This window comes from Undibacterium sp. CCC3.4, assembly GCF_034347425.1.
GTDB lineage: Bacteria > Pseudomonadota > Gammaproteobacteria > Burkholderiales > Burkholderiaceae_D > Undibacterium.
This window is the reverse complement of the sequence record NZ_CP133779.1, coordinates 2,013,962-2,036,577: the sequence shown is the minus strand read 5'-3', so window position 1 is coordinate 2,036,577 and position 22,616 is coordinate 2,013,962. Positions and strand designations below refer to the sequence as shown.

The following is a 22,616-nucleotide window of genomic DNA, read 5'->3' as shown; positions in this document are numbered from 1 at the left end:
GCCGCACCGTTCAAGCCGCGCGTGCCACTTTCAATCCAAGTTGTAACAAAGCATCCCATGCATCGCCGGCAAAGGCTTTGGCACGTAATCCTTTCACCATCTTATCGATTTGTGCCGCTTCTTGCAGCGCACTTTGCAAACTCGGCAAACTGACGCGGCGTAAGGCCGGTTCCATCAGTTTTTCGCGCGGGCCCCAGATGCGGTATTCTTTCAGCAAAGCCGACAGCGGCCGCCCTTGCGCCACGCCCGACTTGAGCTTGAGCAAGGTACGAATTTCTTCTGCCATGGCCCATAATACCAGCGGCAGCGCTTCGCCCTCGCCCTGCAAACCATGCAACATGCGCGCCAAGCGCGCCACATCGCCAGCCAGCATGGCTTCATTGAGTTTAAACACATCGTAGCGTGCCACATTGAGCACGGCATCATGGATTTGCTCAAAACTGAGCTTGCCCGGCGCATGCAACAAAGCCAGTTTTTGGATTTCCTGATGCGCTGCCAGTAAATTCCCCTCCACCCGATCAGCAATGAAGTCAAGACTTTGCCGGTCCAGCGTTTGCTGCTGTGCTTGCAAACGTTGATTAATCCAATTCGGTAATTGCGCCCGTTCTACCAGCGGAATATCGATATACACGGCGGCTTGCTGCAAACTGCTCACCCAAGCGGCTTTCTGCGTGGCCCAATCGAGTTTGGGCAAGCTGATCAGGGTCAGATTATCGGGTGAGAGCTTGGCAATATACTCTTGCAAAGCCTGCCCACCCTCTTTACCCGGCTTACCGGTGGGGATGCGCAAATCGATCAGTTTTTTATCACCGAACAGCGATTGCGACTGATTCGCCGCCAACAAGGCACCCCATTTGAAACTGCGCTCGACGCTCAAGATCTCGCGTTCGAGAAAACCCTGCGCCTTGGCGGCGCGGCGAATTTGATCGGCCGCTTCAAGCGCGAGCAAGTGCTCGTCACTGGTAATCACATAGAGTGGTGCCAGGGTTTTCGCGAGATGGCCAGGCAGCGCATCAAAGCGTAGTTGCATCTTAATCGTCCATTTTCACGACCGACAAGCGCCGCATGATCTGCTGCACCAAGTCGCTTTGCATATCGCGGTACAAGGCTGCTTCTTCCGACTCTTTCGCCAACACCACTGACTCATTGTAAGTGATGGTACGTTTGAGTTGGATTTTCACCGGCTCCAAATACTCTTTTCCTGCGGCATTGCGCAAACGGAAACTGAAGTTGTAGAGCAAAGAGTATTCGCGCACACGCCCTTGACTGTTGAGCGAGAGGATTTGCTTGTCACGCGCCTCTTGCAGCACATCGAGTATCACCTCGGCGTCTTTGGGATCGGCAGTCACCAGCGTTTGACCATTGGCGCGTAATTGGCGATGCAACTCGCCATTGAGCGGCGAGCCGATCGGCAAGCTGATATAGATAGACTTAAACGGAAACGCCACCGGACCACGCAAGGCGAAACCACAAGCAGACAAACTGAACGCAAGCAGCAAGGCCACGAACCAGCCGCGACGGAGAAAAAACAGTGGGTGCATGGTTGCTGCTCCGATTTTCATGATCAAGCCACGACGTTGATAAGCTTACCCGGTACCACGATGACTTTCTTCACCGGGCCCTCAAGGAAGCGCTGCACGCTTTCATGTGCCAAGGCGGCCGCTTCGATACTGGCTTTATCTGCATCTTTGGCAACTTTGATACTACCGCGCAATTTACCGTTGACCTGTATCATCATCTCGATTTCATCCTGTATCAGGGCCGATTCATCGACTATCGGCCAGGCCGCATCGATCAATTCCCCGTCGGTGCCGGCGAACCCCAGTTCTTGCCACATCACATGGGCGATGTGTGGGCACACCGGATACAAGGCGCGCAGCAAAATACTGAAGGCGTCGCGCACGGCCGCTGCATGACCAGCCCCATCCGACTTGAACGATTCTATGGCATTGAGCAATTTCATCGCGCCCGACACCACGGTGTTGTATTGCAGACGTTCGTAATCGGCGTCAATTTGTTTCAGCGTCAAATGCACTTCGCGGCGCAAATTCTGCACCTCCGGTGCATACGCAGCGGCTGCCACGCGCCCGGCGGCGATGGTATCGGCGCATTTCAAACCGGTCGCCCACAGGCGTCGCAGGTAACGCGAAGCCCCTTCGACACCGCTGCTGCTCCACGCCGCACTTTGGTCCGGCGGACCGGCAAACATGGTGAATAAGCGCGCGGTATCGGCACCGAACTGGGTGATGATGTCTTTCGGCTCAACCACATTGTTCTTCGACTTCGACATTTTTTCTATGCCACCCATCTGCACCGGCAAGCCATCGCTCTTTTTGATGGCGGCGACAGGACGACCTTTGTCATCGTGCTGCACTTCGATTTCATTCGGATAGAACCAGGTTTTTTTACCGCTGGCATCTTCACGGAAATACGATTCGTTGAGCAGCATGCCTTGCGTGAACAAGTTTTTGAACGGTTCGGAAATACTGACCAAGCCCAGATCGCGCATGGCCTTGGTCCAAAAACGCGCATACAGCAAATGCAGCACGGCGTGTTCGACACCGCCTATGTACTGATCCATCGCCATCCAATACTCTTGACGGGCATCGACCATGGTATCGGCATCGGGGCAGGTATAGCGCATGAAATACCAGCTCGAATCAACGAAGGTATCCATGGTGTCGGTTTCGCGCTCGGCCGGCTGACCGCAAGTCGGGCAAGCGACGTGCAAGAAATCGGCACGGGTTTTGAGCGGATTGCCAGAGCCATCGGGAATGCAATCGGTTGGCAATACGACCGGCAAATCGGCATACGGCACCGGTACATCGCCACAGCTGGCGCAATGAATGATAGGGATAGGCGTGCCCCAATAACGCTGGCGCGAAATACCCCAGTCGCGCAAGCGCCAGGTGGTTTTCTTTTCGCCGGCATCGCGCGCGGCCAAGTCGGCGGCGACCGCGTCAACGGCCGCTTTGCATGTCAAGCCATCGTAAGGACCGGAGTTAACCAATACGCCGCGCTGCTTGTCGCCATAGGCTTCATCCCACGCCTCGACGCTGAATTCATGGCCAGTCACGGCCACCACTTGTTTAATGGCGAGTTGATATTTTTTGGCAAAGGCAAAATCGCGCTCATCATGCGCCGGCACGCCCATCACGGCACCGTCGCCGTAAGTCATCAGCACATAGTTACCGACCCACACTGCCACCGACTCACCGGTCAGCGGATGGGTGACGAACAAGCCGGTCGGCATGCCTTCTTTTTCTTTGGTCGCCATTTCGGCTTCGCTGGTACCACCGGCTTTACAAACTTCGATGAAGGCGGCCAAGGCCGGATTATCTTCTGCTGCGAGGGTCGCCAGCGGATGCTCGGCTGCGACGGCGCAGAAAGTCACGCCCATGATGGTATCGGCGCGCGTGGTGAAGACGTACATTTTGCCGTCTTGTATCAGGCTGCCGGCGGCATCCTTGATATCGTGCGTGAATGCAAAGCGCACGCCCTCGCTCTTGCCTATCCAATTGCGCTGCATGGTGCGCACTTGTTCTGGCCAGCCATCGAGACTATCTATACTGTCGAGCAATTCGTCGGCATACTCGGTGATGGCAAAATAATAACCTGGGATCTCGCGCTTCTCGACCAAGGCACCGGAGCGCCAGCCGCGCCCATCGATAACTTGCTCATTAGCAAGAACCGTCTGGTCGACCGGATCCCAATTCACGACTTGGGTTTTTTTGTAAGCAATGCCTTTTTCCAGCATTTTCAAAAACAGCCACTGGTTCCAGCGGTAGTAATCGGGATCACAAGTCGCTACTTCGCGACTCCAGTCGAAGGCTAAACCGAGCGGCTGCATTTGCGACTTCATGTCGGCAATATTGGCGTAAGTCCATTCCGCCGGCGATTTATTGTAGGCAATCGCCGCATTTTCCGCCGGCAAGCCGAACGCATCCCAGCCCATAGGCATGAGGACGTTGTAGCCCTTCATGCGTAATTGGCGCGCCAGCATGTCGTTAATCGTGTAGTTACGCACATGCCCCATGTGCAGCTTGCCAGAAGGATAAGGCAGCATGGAACAGGCGTAGTACTTACCCTTAGGAAAACGCGGATCGTTCTCAACCGCGGTGTAGGCATCGATCTGTTTCCAATGGGCTTGTGCCGATTGTTCGACGTCGGAGGGGGTATATTTTTCTTGCATGGCGTAGGCGGAAAGAGGGGGGACTCAAAAGTCCTTGATTATAACTGCTTCAGTGTCACTATTAAGCAAAGCAAGCGCGGATTTCACCGCTGCCGGCCAAAGGAGGGGAGCAGCAGCGCGCTCAAGGCTGCCGATTGGCCGCCACAGCGGGACGCTGGGCGGCGCTCACACAGAAATTCAGTTCAAGCCGAGCACGTCGTACATATCGTAGAAACCGCTGGTTTTATCGGCCAAGAAACGCGCCGCGCGCAGACTGCCATCTGCATACGTGACGCGGCTCGACGATTTATGCGAAATTTCCACGCGCTCACCGATACCGGCAAACAGTACCGTATGGTCGCCGACGATGTCGCCGCCACGGATAGTCGCAAAGCCGATTGAGGAAGGATCGCGCGCACCAGTCACGCCGTGGCGCGCATAAACGCCAACTTCATTGAGGTCGCGCCCGATTGCCTCAGCAATCACCTCACCCATTTTCAGCGCCGTACCGGACGGGGCATCGACTTTATTGCGGTGGTGCGCTTCGACGATTTCGATGTCATAGCCGGTGGCGAAGCTTTTCGCCGCCATTTCCAATAATTTGAGCGTGACATTGACGCCGACACTCATATTGGGTGCGAACACGATCGCCGTGCGTTCTGCTGCAGCAGCGATGGCCGCCTTGCCAGCCGCATCAAAGCCAGTCGTGCCGATGACCATCTTGATGCCATGCGCAGCGCAATACGCCAAGTGCTTCAAGCTTCCTTCGGGACGGGTGAAGTCGATCAGCAAGTCGGCATCGGCCAAGGCCACGCTCAAATCGGCACTGATCAACACGCCCGTATGCTGGCCGAGCGCCGCACCGGCATCACTGCCGAGTGCCGCCGAACCGGCGCTGCCGGTGGCACCGGCCAGTTGCAAGTCTTGGGCTGCGGTAATGGCTTCGATGAGCATCTTGCCCATACGACCGGACGCACCGGCCACTGCTATTTTTAATCCTGTCATACGTTTTCTCTTACTTCATACTTACTTCATGGTTAAGCCCGAGAGCCAGATGCAATCCGGCTCTCGGCATCCTGTCACGACACAGGTATTATTTACGCTCTTTTTTCTTCGGTGTACCGTCGATATCGACAATCGATTCAACTTTATCGATGCCGAGCGCCGATTCGGTAATACGCGCCAGATATTCTTTCTCGGTCGGCAAATCACCGCCTTCAAACTTGGCCACGGTATTATTCTTGAAATAAATCGTCACGCGACTGAGCACCTGCTCACCCTTGGGTTTGGTCAAGCGGAATATATAATCCCAGCGGTCTTCATGGAACATATCGGTCAACAATGCGCTGCCGAGCACGAAACGCACTTGCTCGCGCGTCATGCCTTCCTTGATCTGGGACATCATTTCTTCCGAAACAAAATTCCCTTGTTGCACAGTGACGCGGTATGGTGAAATATAGCCGAGGAACTTTTTCACACCGGTTGGTGCCGTCACTTGCGTGCCGGCCGCGCTGGCTTCGACCGGGGTAGCAGTCGCCGGCGCAGCAGCCAACGGCACACTGGAAGCACAGGCAGTCATGCTCAAGATCAACGTCAAACCGACCAAACGGCCAGCTTGGGCTTGAATAGTTTCTGAAAACAACAATCGCATAGGTAGCCTCAGTAATCGAGCAACATGCCCTGAAACCCGATATCATAAAGCAGATAGCCCTCTTTTGACCGAAAACATGACAAACAGCACGCCGAATCTCAAAGCCAGCGGCCTTAAAGCCACTTTACCCCGCCTGAAAATCCTGGAAATCTTCCAAAGTAGCAAGGTCAGGCACCTGACTGCCGAAGATGTCTACAAAATATTGCTCAATGAGAATATGGATGTCGGGCTGGCAACAGTCTACCGCGTACTGACCCAATTCGAGCAGGCAGGCTTGCTGCACAGAAATCATTTCGAAACCGGCAAAGCCATTTTTGAATTGAATGAAGGCTCACACCATGACCACCTGGTTTGCCTCGATTGCGGTCGCGTGGAAGAATTTTTTGACGCCCAAATTGAGCAGCGCCAGCATGACATCGCCGCAGAACGTGGTTTTCGCATCGCCGATCATGCCTTGGCGATCTATGGAAATTGCACTAAAGAAAAGTGCGAACACAAGGGCTGAGTCCTGCTTGCAAGCTTGCTGCTTTAATTTTCCAGCTTACTCACCACGCCGGCAACCGTGTCAATGATTTTTTGCGCATTGAACGGTTTGAGTATCAAACCATGAATGCCGGCTTTAACGGCTTCACTTATGGTTTCTTGGTCGTGACTGGCGGTCACCATCAGCACCCGCGACTCGGGCAACATATCTTTTAATTTCGGTAAAATCTCCAGACCGCTGACTTTCGGCATGACGACGTCGAGCAAAATGATATGCGGCCGCAATTTCAGCGCCATATCCAGCCCTGTCCCGCCGTCGGTGGCTTCGCCGACCACATTGTAGCCCTCGCTGCGCAACACCACCCGCAACACTTCGCGGGTAATATCATTGTCATCGATCAGCAAGATCGACACATTTTTATTCAACATTCTGCTTCCCCTTGTAACGCTCTACTGGCTCAATGCATTTGAGAGCAATTTTGCCGTAATATCAACGATCGGAATCACGCGTTCATAGGCCATGCGCGTCGGTCCGATGACGCCCAAGGTACCGACAATTTTGCCATTGACATCATAAGGTGCGGTCACGATGCTCATTTCTTCCAAAGGGACCAGTTGCGAATCGCCACCGATGAAAATCTGTACCCCGGTAGCCTTGCCTGAGACATCGAGTAATTGCATCAAACTGCTTTTTTGTTCAAACATATCAAACAGCTTGCGCAGCGAATGCATGTTCGATGACCAATCTTCAACATTGAGCAAATTGCGCTCGCCGGAAATCACCACTTCATCGCCCTGCTCTGCCAAGGCATCGCTGCCGGCTTCGACGGCCGCTTGCATCAGACGCGACATATCAGTCTGTATTTGACGCAATTCTTTATTAATCCGGTAACGCGCATCCTCAAAACTGAGGCCACCGAAATTTTGGTTCAGGTAATTGGCCGCATGCACCAACTGCGTCGGCGTGTAATCGGTATCGGTCAACAGCAGCCGATTATGCACTTCCCCGGCCGGTGCCACAACGACGAGCAAGATGCGTTTTTCTGATAAACGTAAAAACTCGACTTGCTGAAACACCGAAGCCACGCGCGGTGTCATGACCACGCCGGCAAAATGCGACAAAGACGATAAAATTTGCGCCGCATTGGCGATAATTTTTTGCGGCGGTTGCGTCAACAAGCCCGGTTGCAGGCGCGATTCCAAACCGACCTCGTCGATTTCTTGCACTGTCAATAATTCATCGACGAACATGCGATAACCGCGCGGCGTCGGCACCCGCCCGGCCGAGGTATGGGGGCTGGCGACAAAGCCCATCTCTTCGAGATCGGCCATGACATTGCGAATGGTCGCCGGCGACAATTCGAGTCCGGAAATTTTTGACAAAGCGCGTGAACCTACAGGCTGACCATCAGCGATGTAGCGTTCCACGAGGGCTTTCAAGAGGGTCTGAGCGCGAATATCAAGTTGCATGTTTTCATTCTATGCGAGCGCACGCACTCTGAACACAGGAAACTGCGTAAGATTTGCGGCAAAGATCAGAATAATTGGAGTAAGTCATATAAATCACGGCATTCCAGCTCGGGGCGAATCTGCGGATGGGCCCGCTCTTGAGACACGATGCCGCTGCGGTTCATCCAAGCCGCCGGCAATCCGGCACGCTGCGCGCCCTCAACGTCGAGTAGCAAATCATCACCAACATACAACACTTCGGCTGGTGCCAGGGCCAGCGCGGCACAGGCAGCATGGAAAATCCGTGCATCGGGTTTGGCGCAACCGAACTGATGCGCGGCCAAGGAAACTTGAAAATGCCGCGCCAAACCGATCGCCCGCAGATCGGCAAAGCCATTGGAAATAGTGCCGAGCTGGACGTGCCGGGCCAATTGCGTGAGCCCCGGCTCGACGTCAGCATACAAGCTGACCTGATTGCGCGCGTGCGCAAATACTGCCATCGCCGAGTCGGCCTTGGCCGCCACTTCACCATGTTCGACAAAAACTTGGCTCAATACGGTATGGCGCAAGGCCCATAAATCATAGCGAAAACGTGGATCGCTGGCGATCAAGCCTTGTCGCCTGGCGCGCAGCGCTTCGATGCTATAAGCCGCCGCCACGCTTGGCACATGGACTTGCATCCACTCATACAAGGCCGCTTCGGCGTGCAACAGCAGCGGCCGTACCGGCCACAAGGTGTCATCGAGATCGAGCAATACAGCTTTAATTTTCACAGAGGCCACTCAGTTCGTTCATTATTGCGCTAATTATGGTCTAATCTGGCTCATCATGTCACCACTCTTTCTCTATGACTGCACCGGCTAAAACCATCGCACTGGTTGGAAAATACAATGCTGCAGGCATCGCCGCCTCGGTCGGCGAACTCGCGCATTTTTTGCAAGCAGCCGGTCACCACGTGGTGCTCGAAACCGAAACTGCGCGTTATCCTGAGCTGGTCGGCCTGACGGCACGCTCGGTAGCCGACATCGGCAAGAGCTGTGACGCCGCCATCGTCGTCGGTGGTGACGGCACCATGCTCGGGATTGCGCGGCAACTGGCACCATATAAAGTCCCCTTGATAGGCATCAACCAAGGCCGGCTTGGCTTTATCACCGATATTCCGCTCGACCGCATGATGCCGGTGATTACAGAAATGCTGGCCGGGAAATTCGTCTCGGAACAGCGCAGTTTGCTGCAAGCAGTGGTAATGCGCGGCAGCGAGCAGATTTTCAGCGGTTCCGCCTTCAATGATATCGTCGTCGCCCGCGGTGCCGGTTCCGGCATGGTGGAACTACGCGTGGAAGTCGATGGTTTATTCATGTACAACCAACGCTCCGACGGTTTGATCGTCTCCACCCCAACCGGCTCGACCGCCTATGCCCTGTCCGCCGGCGGGCCGCTGTTACATCCTAGTTTGAACGGCATCGTGATGGTTCCGATCGCGCCGCATGCCTTATCGAATCGGCCGATTGTACTGCCCGACAGCAGCGAAGTAGTGATTGAAATCGTTGCCGGCCGCGATATCAGCGTCAATTTCGACATGCAAACCTTCGCCAGCCTGCTGCACCAAGACCGCATCATCGTACAACGCTCGCCGCATACCGTCACCTTCTTGCATCCGCAAGACTGGAACTATTACCATACGCTGCGTGAAAAACTGCACTGGAATGAATATCCGTCGGTCGAAGGCGCGCTCAATTAATCTGGTTTGCTGAAACTATGGCAGACTCTTACTTTCTTCCTTTACGGTCCTGCCACTATGCTGCGCACGCTTGCCATTCGTGATTTTGTGATTGTCGATACGCTGGAGCTTGAATTTTGTTCCGGCTTATCGGTGTTGACCGGTGAAACCGGGGCCGGCAAATCGATACTCATCGATGCCCTCAGCCTGGTACTCGGGGCCCGCGGCGACGCCAGCATGGTGCGTGAACATGCGGCCAAAGCCGATATCAGTGCCGAATTCTCGATCAGCAGTTGCGTCGCCGCGTGGTTGGCACTGCATGAATTGAACGACCCGGAAGAACACCTGATCTTACGCCGCACCATCGACAATGCCGGCCGCTCGAAAGCCTGGATCAACGGCATCACCGCCACCGCCGGCCAATTGCGCGAACTCGGTGACTTGCTCGTCGATATACACGGCCAACACGCGCATCAAGCCTTACTCAAAAGCGAAGCGCAACGCGTTTTGCTCGATACCCAAGGCGGCTTGCAGGACGCGACGGCTGAAGTGAGCGCGCGCTATCAAGCCTGGCGGGCCTTGAGCCGGCAGCGCAGCGAATTTGAAAACAATCAAAAAGACGTACGCCAAGAGCGCGAACGGCTGGAGTGGCAAGTCGGCGAACTCGATAAACTACAACTCAAAGCCGGCGAATGGGACAGCATCTGCCAAGAACACAGCCGCCTCGCGCATGCTGCCAGCCTGCTCGAAGGTGCCCAAGCCGCTGCGGAATTGATTGCCGAATCCGAGCATCCGCTGCTGTCGCAGCTCTCTGGCATTCAGCAACGCTTATTGAAATTACTCGATTACGACAGCGCCCTCAAACCGGTCACCGATGCACTCGAATCGGCCTGTATCAATCTGCAAGAAAGCACCTACGCGCTCAATGATTACCTGGCCCGCACCGAACTCGATCCGGCCCGTTTGCGTGTGGTCGAAGCCCGCGTCGAGACCATCCATTCGACGGCACGGCGTTTTCATGTCGCACCGGAAGCCTTGCATAGTGAATTAAGCAGCTTATCGGCCCAGTTACAGCAACTGGCCCATGCCAGCGATATGGCCACGCTCAAAGCCGAAGAAGAGCGCGCCGAGCAAGCCTATCTGCAAGTGGCCCGGCAATTGAGCGCGGCACGCCGCCAAGTAGCAGGCCAATTGGCTATCGCCGTGACGGCAGCGATGCAAGATCTCAGCATGAGCGGCGGCAGTTTCGCCATCGACCTGACGCCCTGCGCCGCCAGTGCCCACGGCTTGGAACAAATAGAATTTTTGGTCGCCGGTCATGCCGGCGTACCGGCGCGCGCCTTGGCCAAGGTCGCCTCGGGCGGTGAATTGGCACGCATTTCGCTGGCGATTTCCGTCATTACTTCGGCCGCCACCGCTACCCCGACACTGATTTTTGATGAAGTCGACAGCGGTATCGGCGGGGCCGTCGCCGAAGTCGTCGGCCGTTTGCTGCGCCGCCTGGGACAAGAGCGCCAAGTCTTATGCGTGACACACTTACCGCAAGTCGCCAGCCAAGCCAATCAGCACCTGCAAGTCAGCAAAGCCAGCCACGATGGGCGCACGGTTTCGCACATCATCGCGCTCGATAAAAAACAACGCGTGGAAGAAATCGCGCGCATGCTCGGCGGTGTGGAAATCACCGCCACCACCCGTAAACACGCACGCGAATTACTCGCTTCATAAAACAGTCACAGAACCTCCCTATGCGCTTTCTCAAAGAACCGGACTACTCCCACGGCAAAATCAGTAAAACTGCAGTTGTCCTGATCAATCTCGGCACGCCGGAAGCACCGACGCGCTCAGCCGTGCGGCGCTACTTAAAACAATTTCTGTGGGACCGCCGCGTGGTGGAAGTACCGCGAGCGATTTGGTGGCTGATATTGCACGGCGTGATCCTGCCATTTCGCTCCGGTGTCTCGGCAAAAAAATATGCCTCGATCTGGACCAAGGACGGTTCACCGCTGAAAGTGCATACCGAAAAACAAGCCCTGCTGCTCAAGGGTTATCTGGGCGAACGCGGGCATGAGGTGCAGGTCAGTTATGCCATGCGCTACGGTACGCCATCGATTCCCTCGGTGCTGCAAAAATTAAAAGCCGAGGGCTATGAGCGCATCTTAATTCTGTCTGCCTATCCCCAATATTCGGCCACCACCACGGCAGCCAATTTTGATGCGGTGTTCGAACACTATCAACAAGTCAGAAATATCCCGGAATTACGTCTGGTAAAAAATTACCACGATCACGATGCCTACATCGATGCCTTAAAGCAGTCGGTCTTGCAGCACTGGCAAAGCCACGGTCGCCCGGAAAAACTGGTGATGAGTTTCCATGGCTTGCCGAAAGCCTTTCTGATGCGCGGCGACCCTTACCATTGTGAATGCTATAAAACGGCGCGACTGCTGGCCGAACAACTGGGTTTAAACAAAGATCAGTACATGGTGACGTTTCAATCGCGTTTAGGTCGGGCCGAATGGCTGCAACCATATACGGCACCGAGCGTCGTTCAACTCGCGCGCGACGGCGTCAAACGCATAGACGTGATTTGCCCCGGCTTCATCGCCGATTGCCTGGAAACTTTGGAAGAGATCGCCATGGAAGTGCGTGCCGATTTTCTGCTCGCAGGTGGCAAGGAATTCAATTACATCCCCTGCCTCAATGAATCACCGGTGTGGCTGCGCGCACTCGCCGAAATTGCCGAACAACACTTGATAGGCTGGCCAACCATGCTGCCAGTGAGTTTGCGCGATAAGCAAAAGCAACAAGCCTTAACCAGTCGCTCCGAAGCCAAGCGCCTCGGTGCGGAACGCTAAGCGCGGCAAGCGATGCGCACCACGTATTTTATCGGCGACATTCAAGGCTGCGGCGACCAATTGGAACAATTGCTGGCCTTGCTGGAACAACGCAGCAAGGACAATTTCTATTTGTTTGCCGGCGATTTGGTCAACCGCGGCCCCAAGTCCTTGTCCACCCTGCGCTTAATTCGCCAGTTACAACAAAGCGGCCGGGCCGACAGCGTGCTCGGCAATCACGATATGCATTTACTGGCGGTGTCCGAAGGCATACGCGCGCCGCATCGCAAAGACACCCTGAACGAGATCTTGCAAGCGCCGGACCGGGACGAATTATTAATTTGGTTACGCCAACGACCGTTGGCGATCTGGCACGAACAACACTTACTGGTGCATGCCGGTATTTTGCCAGCCTGGAGCGTCGCCGATGCCATGCAATACGCACAAGAAATCGAAACCATGTTGCGCAGTGAGCAATGGCTGAGTTTTTTAAGCGATATGTATGGCGATCAGCCCGAGCGCTGGGATCCGCAATTACGCGGCCATGCACGCCTGCGCTGCCTGCTCAATGTCTTTACACGCATGCGCTTTTGTCGTGCCGATGGTGAGATGGAGTTTGCCAGCAAAGATGGCCAAGCCACCGCACCGGCCGGTTTCCTTCCTTGGTTTGAACACACCGGTGCCAGTGCCGACGCCACGCGCGTGTTCGGTCATTGGTCCACCTTAGGCTTACTCAATCGCCCCGAGCTGATCAGCCTCGATACCGGCTGCGTTTGGGGCGGACAATTGAGCGCAGTGTGCTTGCAAGACCGCAGCGTGACCCAGATCAGTTGCCCGCAGCAGCAAAGCCCGACTTGAAAGCACCACGTTGTCATTCTGAAACTATTCAAGCAGCAAACGAATGTAGACTATCTGTAACTATTCGGCGCGACGCTTATATTGAATATATAAACAACATTTTTCTCTGTTAGCTGTAAAAAGTTGTCAAAAATCTTTAAATTCCAAGCAATGATCATTGCCGCCAAAGCAGATATGCCTATACTGCTAGGCCAAAGTAAGTAATGGCATTGATTTAACATTGTGCAAATTTAAGGAAATAACAAATGGATCCGAATGAACTGCTTCCGGCCGCACGCAAGGAGTTTCTCAGGTCCTTTATCCGTGTCTTAGGCCCGACTCTGGCCGATGCCAGTGCGGCAATGTTCAACATGGCGGAAGCGGCGTATAACCCGCTCGAGCAAGGGCAATATTTACATGCCGGCGCGATGCTGCGGCGCGCCACCGAAGTCGAACAAAGCATGCGCGAACATTTGGAAACCTTGCTCACTCGCAGTTTTCAAACTACCTACAACAGCTTCCGTCCGGCTTCGGTTCTCAACATGTCCGGCGGCAGCCTGTCTTTGGTCGATTCCAGCGCGCTCGAAAGCGAGCTGATGCTCAAGGAAATCACGGCCAGTTTTCGTACCGAAGCCGAGGAGCAGATTCGCGACCTCAATATTCGCGTCGCCCTGCTATTCAAGCAAGAACATATCCGTGAGCGTGAAAATCCGTTTCGTCCCTATCTGATCGCCCGCAGTATCGCACTGGCAGTCGATGCCTATGGCCTGGAAGCGCCCTTGGCCATGCGTCTGACGAACCAGCTCGCGGCGAGTTTGGCAGCGCGTGTCGGCAGCATTTACGACAGCGTCAACAGCTATCTGGCCGAACAAGGCGTGGCGGCCGAATTGCAATTCAAATTAAAACGCCAGACCAGCGAGCCAACACCGCAAGCAGCAGCAGCCGAGGCGGCGAAAGAAAATCAAGACTATGTTGAAATCGGCGGCCAGCGCTATGACACCAGCCGACGCGACATCTCGCATGACCGCACACCGGGTAAGCTGGAGCAATTATTCCATTCGGTGCGCACCCTGGCGGCCGGCTTGGGACGCAGCGGTGGCAGTGCCGGCAGCGGGTCCGAGCAAGGCGCAGCACGCCATGCCAGCCGCGGCGGCACCGGCGTCATGACGCATTTCGACAGCGCCCGGCAAGCCGAATCAGGCGCTGCTGAAGAAGCCGGCGTACCAGAATTTGCCACGCAAGATGAGCCAGCCTTCAAATGGTTGGGATCAAACCAATTGGTCGGTACCACCCTGCGCAGTTTTTTTGATGGCAGCCAAGCCACACAGGCCAGCCCGAGCTACGCTAGCCACGCTTACGGTGCCGCCGCCAACCAAGCCGCCAGCGCGCCGGATGATACGGCAATCGCAGGCAGCAATGCCGAAGCGCGCCAAGATGGCAGCACGGAAGAAAGCAGCGCCAATGAACCCAGCAGTTCGCGCACGGCCATCATCGCCACGGTCCATCAGTTACAAAAGAGTTTTACCGCCCCGGTCGAACAGATGTTCGACAATTTCGGCAGCATCCGTAATTTAATTCTCGAACAACGCAATCATCTCAATGCCTTGACCGCAGATGTCGATGAACAAATGACCATCGATGTGGTGGCGATGTTATTTGAATTTATTCTCAGCGACCCGCAAGTGCCGGCGGAAATTCGCGCACAACTCGGACGTTTACAATTTCTGGTACTGAAAGTGGCTTTGCGCGACCCGACTTTGTTGACGCAAAAAGGCCATCCGGCGCGCATGTTGATCAATCGGGTCGGCTCGATCTCGCTGGGGCTCAAGCAAATCGATCCGACCGGCGTACATATCGCCACTGAAATCAGCCGTATCGTTGCCACCCTACTCGACGATGACAGCGAGAATGCGCAATTATTTACCCGCATGCTCGATGAATTCGATGCCTTCATCGCCAAAGAATTACGTGGCAGCGACACGCAGATCAACGCTACCGTGGTGGCCGTCGAAGAGGTACAAAACCGCACGCTGCGCTTGGTTCACATCAGCGCGCAATTGCACGAAGCTTTACAAAAACTCAGCATCGATCCTTATCTGCGCGAATTTTTGCAATCGGTTTGGGTGCGCGCGATCGAGTTTGGCGAACACCAAGAAGCGCGCCGTGGCCGCCGTTATCGCCTGCTGGTGCCGGACTTATTGTGGAGCATCGTGGCGAAGAGCCAGCCCGAAGACCGCACACAATTATTCGCCCTCTTGCCGATTATTCTCAACACCTTGCGCGAAGCGCTAGGTGAAATCGCTTACGACCCGGTACGACAGAAAAATTTGCTCGACTGGTTAGTTGATGCCCACACCACCGCGCTGCGCGTGGCCAGCAGCATGCCGGCCGGCCGCGGTCTGAGTCTGCCGGCGATCCACGAGCATTTTTTCAGTTTCGTCTATCCGAGCACCGATTCTCCAGAGCAGTTACAACAAGAACAAGATGCGCCGGAAACCCAACGCATTCTGGCCCAAGCAATTCGCGATCTCGACCTCAAGGTCGACATGCTCGATCAACTGCTCGATGCCGAACTCGGCGATGAATCGGCTGCCATGGCATTGCCACTACCACTGGATATAAGTACTGAAATGATACGCGAACGTTTGCGCAGCGGTGTCAGCCTGGAAGTTAAACTGGGGCTCAAACCGAGTACAGGCACCCTCAATTGGGTCGATCCCAAGCTCAACAATCTGGTGCTCAGCCTGGAAGGCAATGAGCAACCGGCAATCGTCAGCGTACGCATGTTCCGCCGCATGATCGCCCATGGTCGTGTGCGTTTTCTCGAAGCCGAGCCGCTGTTTGAGCGCGCCGTGCAAGCCTTGCTGACCTCAGCCGATGCGCTCGACCAGCCCTTGGCGGCCTGATTCTGTGTCGCTCAACTCTTGAGCATAGCTGCACGGCGTTTCATCGCTGCTCATCACCAACTGCTGCAAAATCGCCGCCCTGGTTTGCGCAGCAATCTCGCGCCGATGCGCACCGGTAGTCACAATCGCTGGCAAGCGCACCAATTCTGCCGTCATGCGCGGCGCTTTCAAAATGATTTGCAAGCTCTCGACGAAACTCATCTCGCCGATGAAATCAGCCGCCGTATGCAAGCGCCCTTGCGCGTCAACATAGCGTACGACCAAAGGCTGTATCGGCACTTGCGCGACGATTGCCGCTTCGAATAAATTGGCATGGAAGGGCAATAACATGCCCTGGGCGGCGGTGGTGCCTTCAGGGAAAAAAGCGATGCGCTTACCCTCATTGATTTGATCGACCAAGCCCTGATAAATCCGCCGCACCTCGCGCTGTTTGCCGCGCACTAAAAAAATCGTCCCGGCTTGTGCCGACAACCAGCCTATCACCGGCCACTGGCGAATATCGGCTTTGGCGACGAAGTGACAGGGATGCAGGGTATTGATGACGAAAATATCGAGCCAGGAAACATGGTTCGATACAACGATAGCTTGCGGGCCGATTTGGCCGCCACTGGCGTCGGCAAACTTCACGTCCACCGCACAGATCGTCAACAATTGCAGCGACCAGCGCCGTATCAATTGTTCGCGGCTAGCCGCGGAGGCAAACGGAAACACACACGAGCAAATCAACAAGCCTGTGCTGACGTGGAGGAAAATTCGAAACAAGTGCCAAACTATCATGCCAGATCCGCCAGATACGCCGTCGGCGTATCGATATTGTGATTATTCTTGCGGCCGACCGCACTGCGGTCGGCCAGCTGTTGTCATGCTGCCGGAGTCGTTCCGGTCGCTTCATAGGCGATCTGTCCGGCCACCATGGTCAGCTTGACCACGCCGGGCAATTCATAGCCGAGGAAAAGCGTATGCTTACCTTGGCTCAGCAGGGTCTTGGCCGATACCGTCCAGCGTTCATCGGCGGCAAAGACACAAACATCGGCGACGCTGCCAACCGTCAGCGTACCCGCTGCCAAGCCGGCCACGCGCGCGGCATGCGCGCTGATTTTAGCGATTGCCTGTGCCAGCGAGACTTCGCCGCGGCTGTCTTCGGCCCATTTCAAGGCCAGCGACAGCAAGAGTTCCAGACCGGTGGCACCGGGTGAGGCTTCGGCGAAGGGCAGTAATTTTTCATCATCGTCGACCGGGGTATGATCCGAGCAAATCGCATCGATGGTGCCATCGGCCAGAGCGGCTTGAATCGCACTGCGATCACGCCCGCTGCGCAAGGGCGGCGTGAGGCGGGCATTGGAATCGAAGTAGCCGATGTCGGTATCGGTTAAATGCACGTGATGGGCACCGACATCACAACTGAGCGGCAGACCTTCGGCTTTCGCCTGTTTGATCAAAGTCAGTCCGGCCGCCGAAGAAATGCGGCAGACATGGACGCGTGCGCCGGTGGCACGCATGAGTTCAAACAGCGTGTGCAGCGCAATCGTTTCTGCCATCACCGGCACACCCGATAAACCCATACGCGAAGCCAAGGGCCCGCTGTGGGCCACACCACCTTGGCCGATGTAGGCATCCTGCGGCCGCAACCAGACCGTATACCCGAAAGTGGCGGCATATTGCAAGGCACGCTGCAGGGTATTGGTGTCGACGATGCTTACTTCGGCTTGCGAAAAGCCGATGCAGCCGGCATCGGTCAGCGCCACCATTTCGGTCAGGGCCTGACCACGCAAGCCTACCGTTAAGGCACCGAGCGGATAGACATGGGCTTTCTGGTGAGAACGCGCTCTTTGTTTGAGCATTTCCACCAAACCGGCTTCATCGAGTACCGGGTCGGTATCGGGTGGACACACCAAGCTGGTCACACCACCGCGCATAGCCGCTTTCAATTCCGATTCCAGCGTCGCCTTGTATTCAAAGCCCGGTTCGCGCAAGCGCGCGCTGAGGTCGACCAAGCCGGGTGCGACCACTAAGCCGGTCGCATCGATAATGCGGTCGGCCACGAAACCGGCCGGCGCCACACCGATTGCAGCGATCTGGCCGGCGCGGATGAAGACGTCATGCAGACCATCGATGGCATTGGCCGTATCAATCACACGGCCATTTTTTATTTGTATTTGCATGTCTGTATCCTCAGGCCTCGCCGCCGCTATTGCCGGCCACGATACTCATGACGGCCATGCGTACCGCAATGCCGAAAGTCACTTGTGGCAAAATCACCGCTTGCGGACCATCCGCCACGGCTGAATCAATTTCCACGCCGCGGTTCATCGGCCCCGGGTGCATGACAATCGCATCCGGATGGGCCAGTGCCAAACGTTCCGGCGTGAGGCCGTAGCTTTTGAAATATTCCTGCGCCGACGGCAGCAAGGCCCCGCTCATACGCTCATTTTGCAGGCGTAACATGATGATCACGTCGACGCCCTTCAAACCTTCATTCATATCCGAAAACACGCGCACGCCCATCTGTTCCAAACCGCCCGGGACCAGAGTGCGCGGGGCAATCACGCGCACTTCCGGCACACCGATGGTGGTCAAGGCATGGATGTCGGAGCGCGCCACGCGGCTGTGCAAGACATCGCCGACGATGGCAACGGTCAGATTGCTGAAATCTTTTTTGTAATGCCGAATCGTGTACATGTCGAGCAAACCCTGGGTAGGGTGAGCATGGCGGCCATCACCGGCATTGACCACATGAACGTGGTGCTGGCGCGTATCATTGAGATGCTTGGCAATCAAAAACGGCGCACCCGAAGTGGCATGACGCACCACAAACATGTCAGCATGCATGGCAGCCAAGTTATCGATGGTATCGAGCAGGGACTCGCCCTTGCTGGCACTGGAAGCGGCAATATTGAGATTGATTACGTCGGCCGACAAACGCTTGGACGCGATTTCGAAGGTGGTACGGGTGCGGGTGGAATTTTCAAAAAACAAATTGAAAACACTTTTTCCGCGCAACAAAGGCAGCTTTTTCACTTCGCGGTCGCTGACGCTGACGAAGGAAGAAGCGGTATCGAGGATGTGATGAATAATGGACTTCGGTAAACCTTCTATCGTCAGCAAATGCTGGAGTTCGCCGTGTTTATTGAGCTGGGGATTATGCATGGTCGATGGAAAAACTCAGTGTGCCGTCTTCTGCACGTTGCAGATTGATAGAGACAGCGGGTTCAAAATTGGCGATATGCGCAACAAAATCAGCCGCCACCGGTAATTCGCGTCCGCCCCGATCGACCAAGGCCGCCAGCAAGATGCGCGCCGGCCGACCATAGTCGAACAATTCATTGATGGCCGCGCGCGTGGTGCGGCCGGTATAGAGCACATCATCGACCAGCAAGATCTCGGCACCATTGACATCAAACGGTATCTGGCTAGGCTTGACCGCGGCATGCAAGCCTTTGGCGGCATAATCATCGCGATAAAACGAGACATCGATCAGGCCGGCAGCCGCTTCGAGACCAAGGTCGGCTACCAAGCGCGCGGCAATCCATGCCCCGCCGGAATAAATGCCGACCACTGCCAGCGCTTGTCCGGCTGCCGCACGCGCTTGCGCATACGGTCGGATTTGATTCAACAGGCTTTGATACAAGGCTTCTGCATCAAGCAAGGGGGTAAAGGCCGTCATCATATTTCCCTGTGCACTGGCGGCACGGTTAGCTCGCATCCCGCTGGAGACGACAAGTTAATGTTCATCAAAATATTGTTGCAATATTAAGGCTGCCGCCTGATCGTCAATCCGCTCACCGCGCCCAGCCTTGAGCACGGCCGAAGAATAACGCTCATCGACCAAGACGGTGGCGACCTCAAAACGTCCCTGCAATTGTTGAGCAAAACGCGTACAGCGTTGCGTCATCGCATGCGCCGCACCATCGGGTTGCAGCGGCAAGCCGACCACGCACAGTGCCGGTTGCCATTGCTTGATCAAGCTGGCCAGCTCGGCAAACTTGGCGTCATTCGTGGCGGCAGAAATAATCTGTAGCGGCGTCGCTTGGCGCAACACACTGTTGCCGACTGCGACACCGATTCTTTGCAAACCGAAATCAAACGCGAGCACGACCCCGACTGGCATGGCAGCGCTGCTCATCAGGCGTGCCCAGCGACGGCAGCCAGCATCAACGGGTCGATGCCGAGTAATTTGATGGCGGCATGCAGACGTTGCTCAAGTGATAAAGAAAATAACACCTCGGTATCAGCCGCCACAGTCAACCATTGGTTGCTCAGGATTTCTTGCTCCAACTGACCGGCACCCCAGCCGGCATAGCCTACGCTCATGAGTACCTGTTCCGGGCCATCGCCGGCAGCGATGGCTTCGAGCACATCGCGCGAGGTGGTAAAGGCAATATCGTCGGTCACCTTCAGCGAGGAACTGTATTCCCCTACGGGTGAATGCAAGACAAAACCACGATCGTCTTGCACCGGTCCGCCGAACAATACCAAATGCGCGCGCATCGGGTGCGAGTCGGGGATATTTTCGAGTTTCAGCTCGATGCGTTCAAATAAGTCGGCCACCGTCATATCGGTCGCGCGATTGACCACCATGCCCATGGCACCGCGGGGAGTATGCTCACACAGGTAAATCACGCTGCCACCGAAGACAGGGTCGTGCATTGCCGGCATGGAAATAAGGAAATGATTCGTCAGATTCAATTCTGTCGTTATCAATGTACTATCAATGCTATCGCCGGCACGCTCTGCTGCGGCCATAGCGCTGACAGACTTGTCATTATACAAGTCGGAGTGGGGTGTTTTTATTTGCTTCGCCATGCTGACATTCTAGCAGTTTTAACGGCTTTTTTCGATGTGTGCTATGGTGCAAGACTGACCTTTTTCGACTTTCACGACGTTTTTCATGCCCTCAACTAGCCCTTTATTCGACCACGCGCTGGTCTGGTTTCGCCGCGATTTGCGCGATTTCGACCATGCCGCCCTCTACCACGCACTGCGCCAAAGCAAAGCAGTCACCGGCGTCTTCATTTTTGACCAGCGCATCTTAGCCGCACTGCCACAGAACGACCGCCGACTGGCCTTCATTCATGACAGCGTGCGCGCCCTCCAAGCGGCGCTGGCCGCGGCCGGCGGCACGCTGTTGGTGCGCTATGGCGACCCGGTCAGCGAGATCACGGCACTGGCCAAACAACTGCAGTGCCAAGCGGTATACGTCAATCATGATTATGAACCGAGCGCCAAGGCGCGCGATACGGCCGTGGCAGCAGCGTTAGCGCAGCAAGCCTGCGCCTTGTTCAGTTTCAAAGACCAGGTCATCTTTGAAAAAGAGGAAGTACGCTCGCTGGCCGGCACCCCTTTTTCGGTGTTCACACCGTATAAAAACGCTTGGCTGAAAAAATTACACGGGCATCAACAAGATTTTTATACCCAGCCGTATCGCGTCGACCGCTATGCCCAGCACTATGCACCCGCGCTAATGCCGGATTTAGCAGCGCTGCCTGGCTTGGCAGAAATGGGCTTTGCCGAAGCACAGAGTCCCAGCGGCATACCAAGCGGCATGCAGGGCGGGGCTCAGTTGCTCGAAGATTTTTTACCACGTTTGGCACGCTACGACCAAACGCGTAATTTTCCAGCTATCAAAGGACCCTCGTATTTATCGATGCATTTACGCTTCGGTACGGTATCGATACGCCATTTGGTCCGCACGGCGGTTGAGGCAGTCCGGCGCGGCAGCAATACCGGTGCCGAAGTTTGGCTGTCGGAATTGATCTGGCGCGATTTTTATTTCATGATTCTCGATCATCACCCACACGTCTGCGAACGCGCCTTCAAACCGGCTTATGAGGCCATCGTATGGGAACAAGGCCCACTGGCTGACACGCTGTTTCAAGCTTGGTGCGAAGGAAAAACCGGCTACCCGCTGGTCGATGCCGCCATGCTGCAACTCAATCAAACCGGTTACATGCATAACCGCTTGCGCATGGTGACGGCATGCTTTCTGATCAAAGATCTCGGCATAGACTGGCGCCGCGGCGAAGCTTATTTCGCCTTGCATTTGAATGACTTCGATTTGTCGGCCAATAATGGCGGCTGGCAATGGGCGGCCTCAACCGGTTGCGATGCGCAACCGTATTTCCGTATTTTCAATCCCATCATGCAATCGGAAAAATTCGATGCCGATGGTAAATTCATCGCGCGCTACCTGCCGCACTTAGCCGGACTGGATAAACGCAGCATCCACGCGCCGTGGAAAGCCGCGCCTTTACTGTTGCAACAAGCCGGCGTGCGGCTAGGCGACAACTACCCTTACCCGGTGGTCGAACACGATGCGGCGCGCCACGCAACTTTAGCGCGTTATGCTGTGGTGAAGCAAGCGGGTGTGCCTGAACTGGACTGATGCCTTGGGCTTGGCGATGGCGGCAAAAATTTGATTGTTTGTCGATGGTAAGCCGCCGCGCTGATTTTTCGCGCGCTTGCAACAAGTCAGCATCATTACCCCAATCGCCAACAAGGCCATTCCTGCGCGCTTGTGGCCGGAATCCAGCGACGTTCGTGCTTAACTGAAAATGCCAGAAATGATGCT

The 22,616-nt window shown here is 55.5% G+C and carries 21 protein-coding genes; 7 read left to right on the top strand and 14 right to left on the bottom strand.

Going from position 1 to position 22,616, the window contains the following annotated elements; translation table 11 throughout:
* Positions 1–10 precede the first annotated feature (10 nt).
* The 5 genes from holA to RHM61_RS09235 form a co-directional block, all read right to left on the bottom strand.
* Positions 11–1,030 carry a DNA polymerase III subunit delta gene (holA, locus tag RHM61_RS09255; protein WP_322250825.1) on the bottom strand — a complete coding sequence of 340 codons (1,020 nt, stop codon included), beginning with the start codon at positions 1,028–1,030 and terminating at the stop codon, positions 11–13.
* A gap of 1 nt (position 1,031) precedes the next feature.
* Positions 1,032–1,541, bottom strand: a complete 510-nt coding sequence (lptE, locus tag RHM61_RS09250; RefSeq protein ID WP_322250824.1) for an LPS assembly lipoprotein LptE — start codon at positions 1,539–1,541, stop codon at positions 1,032–1,034.
* 23 nt (positions 1,542–1,564) lie between these two features.
* On the bottom strand, positions 1,565–4,192 hold the full coding sequence (gene leuS, locus RHM61_RS09245; protein ID WP_322250823.1) for a leucine--tRNA ligase: 2,628 nt from the start codon (positions 4,190–4,192) through the stop codon (positions 1,565–1,567).
* A 177-nt stretch (positions 4,193–4,369) separates the two neighbouring features.
* Entirely contained in the window at positions 4,370–5,176 is an 807-nt protein-coding gene (gene dapB / locus RHM61_RS09240) for a 4-hydroxy-tetrahydrodipicolinate reductase (protein WP_322250822.1), read from the bottom strand.
* A gap of 88 nt (positions 5,177–5,264) precedes the next feature.
* Positions 5,265–5,822 carry an outer membrane protein assembly factor BamE gene (locus RHM61_RS09235; protein ID WP_322250821.1) on the bottom strand — a complete coding sequence of 186 codons (558 nt, stop codon included), beginning with the start codon at positions 5,820–5,822 and terminating at the stop codon, positions 5,265–5,267.
* Between the two features lie 76 nt (positions 5,823–5,898).
* Between RHM61_RS09235 and fur the strand changes: the two genes are divergently transcribed.
* Positions 5,899–6,327: a ferric iron uptake transcriptional regulator gene (gene fur, locus RHM61_RS09230; protein WP_322250820.1), complete on the top strand. Its 429-nt coding sequence runs from the start codon at positions 5,899–5,901 to the stop codon at positions 6,325–6,327.
* A gap of 23 nt (positions 6,328–6,350) precedes the next feature.
* On the opposite strand, the gene RHM61_RS09225 is transcribed toward fur, so the two are convergent.
* From RHM61_RS09225 to RHM61_RS09215, 3 genes are all read right to left on the bottom strand, one after another.
* Positions 6,351–6,734, bottom strand: a complete 384-nt coding sequence (locus tag RHM61_RS09225; protein ID WP_322250819.1) for a response regulator transcription factor — start codon at positions 6,732–6,734, stop codon at positions 6,351–6,353.
* Between the two features lie 21 nt (positions 6,735–6,755).
* Positions 6,756–7,775, bottom strand: coding sequence for a heat-inducible transcriptional repressor HrcA (gene hrcA, locus RHM61_RS09220; RefSeq protein WP_322250818.1), 1,020 nt, complete (start codon positions 7,773–7,775; stop codon positions 6,756–6,758).
* A gap of 65 nt (positions 7,776–7,840) precedes the next feature.
* Entirely contained in the window at positions 7,841–8,527 is a 687-nt protein-coding gene (locus tag RHM61_RS09215) for an HAD-IA family hydrolase (RefSeq protein ID WP_322250817.1), read from the bottom strand.
* A gap of 74 nt (positions 8,528–8,601) precedes the next feature.
* Between RHM61_RS09215 and RHM61_RS09210 the strand changes: the two genes are divergently transcribed.
* The 5 genes from RHM61_RS09210 to RHM61_RS09190 all read left to right on the top strand — a co-directional run bounded on the left by RHM61_RS09210 (position 8,602) and on the right by RHM61_RS09190 (position 16,048).
* Entirely contained in the window at positions 8,602–9,495 is an 894-nt protein-coding gene (locus RHM61_RS09210) for an NAD kinase (protein ID WP_322250816.1), read from the top strand.
* A gap of 57 nt (positions 9,496–9,552) precedes the next feature.
* Complete coding sequence (recN, locus tag RHM61_RS09205; RefSeq protein WP_322250815.1) at positions 9,553–11,199, top strand: DNA repair protein RecN; 1,647 nt, start codon at positions 9,553–9,555, stop codon at positions 11,197–11,199.
* A 20-nt stretch (positions 11,200–11,219) separates the two neighbouring features.
* The gene (hemH, locus tag RHM61_RS09200) at positions 11,220–12,326 is read left to right on the top strand and encodes a ferrochelatase (RefSeq protein ID WP_322250814.1); all 1,107 of its coding nucleotides are present in this window, start codon (positions 11,220–11,222) and stop codon (positions 12,324–12,326) included.
* A gap of 12 nt (positions 12,327–12,338) precedes the next feature.
* Complete coding sequence (locus tag RHM61_RS09195; RefSeq protein WP_322250813.1) at positions 12,339–13,163, top strand: symmetrical bis(5'-nucleosyl)-tetraphosphatase; 825 nt, start codon at positions 12,339–12,341, stop codon at positions 13,161–13,163.
* Between the two features lie 245 nt (positions 13,164–13,408).
* A complete protein-coding gene (locus tag RHM61_RS09190; protein ID WP_322250812.1) occupies positions 13,409–16,048 on the top strand; it encodes a DUF1631 family protein in 2,640 nt (879 codons plus the stop codon).
* On the opposite strand, the gene RHM61_RS09185 is transcribed toward RHM61_RS09190, so the two are convergent.
* The 6 genes from RHM61_RS09185 to RHM61_RS09160 all read right to left on the bottom strand — a co-directional run bounded on the left by RHM61_RS09185 (position 16,013) and on the right by RHM61_RS09160 (position 20,791).
* Complete coding sequence (locus RHM61_RS09185) at positions 16,013–16,825, bottom strand: lysophospholipid acyltransferase family protein (RefSeq protein WP_322250811.1); 813 nt, start codon at positions 16,823–16,825, stop codon at positions 16,013–16,015. The genes RHM61_RS09190 and RHM61_RS09185 overlap by 36 nt on opposite strands.
* An 83-nt stretch (positions 16,826–16,908) precedes the next feature.
* Complete coding sequence (locus RHM61_RS09180; RefSeq protein ID WP_322250810.1) at positions 16,909–18,210, bottom strand: dihydroorotase; 1,302 nt, start codon at positions 18,208–18,210, stop codon at positions 16,909–16,911.
* Positions 18,211–18,220: 10 nt separating this feature from the next.
* Complete coding sequence (locus RHM61_RS09175; RefSeq protein WP_322250809.1) at positions 18,221–19,195, bottom strand: aspartate carbamoyltransferase catalytic subunit; 975 nt, start codon at positions 19,193–19,195, stop codon at positions 18,221–18,223.
* Complete coding sequence (pyrR, locus tag RHM61_RS09170) at positions 19,188–19,712, bottom strand: bifunctional pyr operon transcriptional regulator/uracil phosphoribosyltransferase PyrR (protein WP_416200223.1); 525 nt, start codon at positions 19,710–19,712, stop codon at positions 19,188–19,190. Before pyrR ends, RHM61_RS09175 begins: the two co-directional genes overlap by 8 nt.
* A gap of 57 nt (positions 19,713–19,769) precedes the next feature.
* On the bottom strand, positions 19,770–20,171 hold the full coding sequence (ruvX, locus tag RHM61_RS09165) for a Holliday junction resolvase RuvX (protein ID WP_322250808.1): 402 nt from the start codon (positions 20,169–20,171) through the stop codon (positions 19,770–19,772).
* A complete protein-coding gene (locus RHM61_RS09160; RefSeq protein ID WP_322251077.1) occupies positions 20,171–20,791 on the bottom strand; it encodes a YqgE/AlgH family protein in 621 nt (206 codons plus the stop codon). Before RHM61_RS09160 ends, ruvX begins: the two co-directional genes overlap by 1 nt.
* Positions 20,792–20,936: 145 nt before the next feature.
* Between RHM61_RS09160 and RHM61_RS09155 the strand changes: the two genes are divergently transcribed.
* On the top strand, positions 20,937–22,430 hold the full coding sequence (locus RHM61_RS09155; RefSeq protein ID WP_322250807.1) for a deoxyribodipyrimidine photo-lyase: 1,494 nt from the start codon (positions 20,937–20,939) through the stop codon (positions 22,428–22,430).
* The last annotated feature ends 186 nt before the right edge of the window (positions 22,431–22,616 follow it).

What these genes read in the sequence shown, in the direction of transcription:
- recN (WP_322250815.1), top strand. Translation starts at nt 9,553, where the DNA reads ATGCTGCGCACGCTTGCCATTCGTGATTTTGTGATTGTCGATACGCTG.
- pyrR (WP_416200223.1), bottom strand. Translation starts at nt 19,712, where the DNA reads ATGACGGCCTTTACCCCCTTGCTTGATGCAGAAGCCTTGTATCAAAGC.
- RHM61_RS09155 (WP_322250807.1), top strand. Translation starts at nt 20,937, where the DNA reads ATGCCCTCAACTAGCCCTTTATTCGACCACGCGCTGGTCTGGTTTCGC.
- RHM61_RS09225 (WP_322250819.1), bottom strand. Translation starts at nt 6,734, where the DNA reads ATGTTGAATAAAAATGTGTCGATCTTGCTGATCGATGACAATGATATT.
- hemH (WP_322250814.1), top strand. Translation starts at nt 11,220, where the DNA reads ATGCGCTTTCTCAAAGAACCGGACTACTCCCACGGCAAAATCAGTAAA.
- lptE (WP_322250824.1), bottom strand. Translation starts at nt 1,541, where the DNA reads ATGCACCCACTGTTTTTTCTCCGTCGCGGCTGGTTCGTGGCCTTGCTG.
- RHM61_RS09235 (WP_322250821.1), bottom strand. Translation starts at nt 5,822, where the DNA reads ATGCGATTGTTGTTTTCAGAAACTATTCAAGCCCAAGCTGGCCGTTTG.
- holA (WP_322250825.1), bottom strand. Translation starts at nt 1,030, where the DNA reads ATGCAACTACGCTTTGATGCGCTGCCTGGCCATCTCGCGAAAACCCTG.
- ruvX (WP_322250808.1), bottom strand. Translation starts at nt 20,171, where the DNA reads ATGAGCAGCGCTGCCATGCCAGTCGGGGTCGTGCTCGCGTTTGATTTC.
- hrcA (WP_322250818.1), bottom strand. Translation starts at nt 7,775, where the DNA reads ATGCAACTTGATATTCGCGCTCAGACCCTCTTGAAAGCCCTCGTGGAA.
- RHM61_RS09180 (WP_322250810.1), bottom strand. Translation starts at nt 18,210, where the DNA reads ATGCAAATACAAATAAAAAATGGCCGTGTGATTGATACGGCCAATGCC.
- RHM61_RS09175 (WP_322250809.1), bottom strand. Translation starts at nt 19,195, where the DNA reads ATGCATAATCCCCAGCTCAATAAACACGGCGAACTCCAGCATTTGCTG.
- RHM61_RS09210 (WP_322250816.1), top strand. Translation starts at nt 8,602, where the DNA reads ATGACTGCACCGGCTAAAACCATCGCACTGGTTGGAAAATACAATGCT.
- RHM61_RS09160 (WP_322251077.1), bottom strand. Translation starts at nt 20,791, where the DNA reads ATGGCCGCAGCAGAGCGTGCCGGCGATAGCATTGATAGTACATTGATA.
- leuS (WP_322250823.1), bottom strand. Translation starts at nt 4,192, where the DNA reads ATGCAAGAAAAATATACCCCCTCCGACGTCGAACAATCGGCACAAGCC.
- RHM61_RS09185 (WP_322250811.1), bottom strand. Translation starts at nt 16,825, where the DNA reads ATGATAGTTTGGCACTTGTTTCGAATTTTCCTCCACGTCAGCACAGGC.
- fur (WP_322250820.1), top strand. Translation starts at nt 5,899, where the DNA reads ATGACAAACAGCACGCCGAATCTCAAAGCCAGCGGCCTTAAAGCCACT.
- dapB (WP_322250822.1), bottom strand. Translation starts at nt 5,176, where the DNA reads ATGACAGGATTAAAAATAGCAGTGGCCGGTGCGTCCGGTCGTATGGGC.
- RHM61_RS09190 (WP_322250812.1), top strand. Translation starts at nt 13,409, where the DNA reads ATGGATCCGAATGAACTGCTTCCGGCCGCACGCAAGGAGTTTCTCAGG.
- RHM61_RS09195 (WP_322250813.1), top strand. Translation starts at nt 12,339, where the DNA reads ATGCGCACCACGTATTTTATCGGCGACATTCAAGGCTGCGGCGACCAA.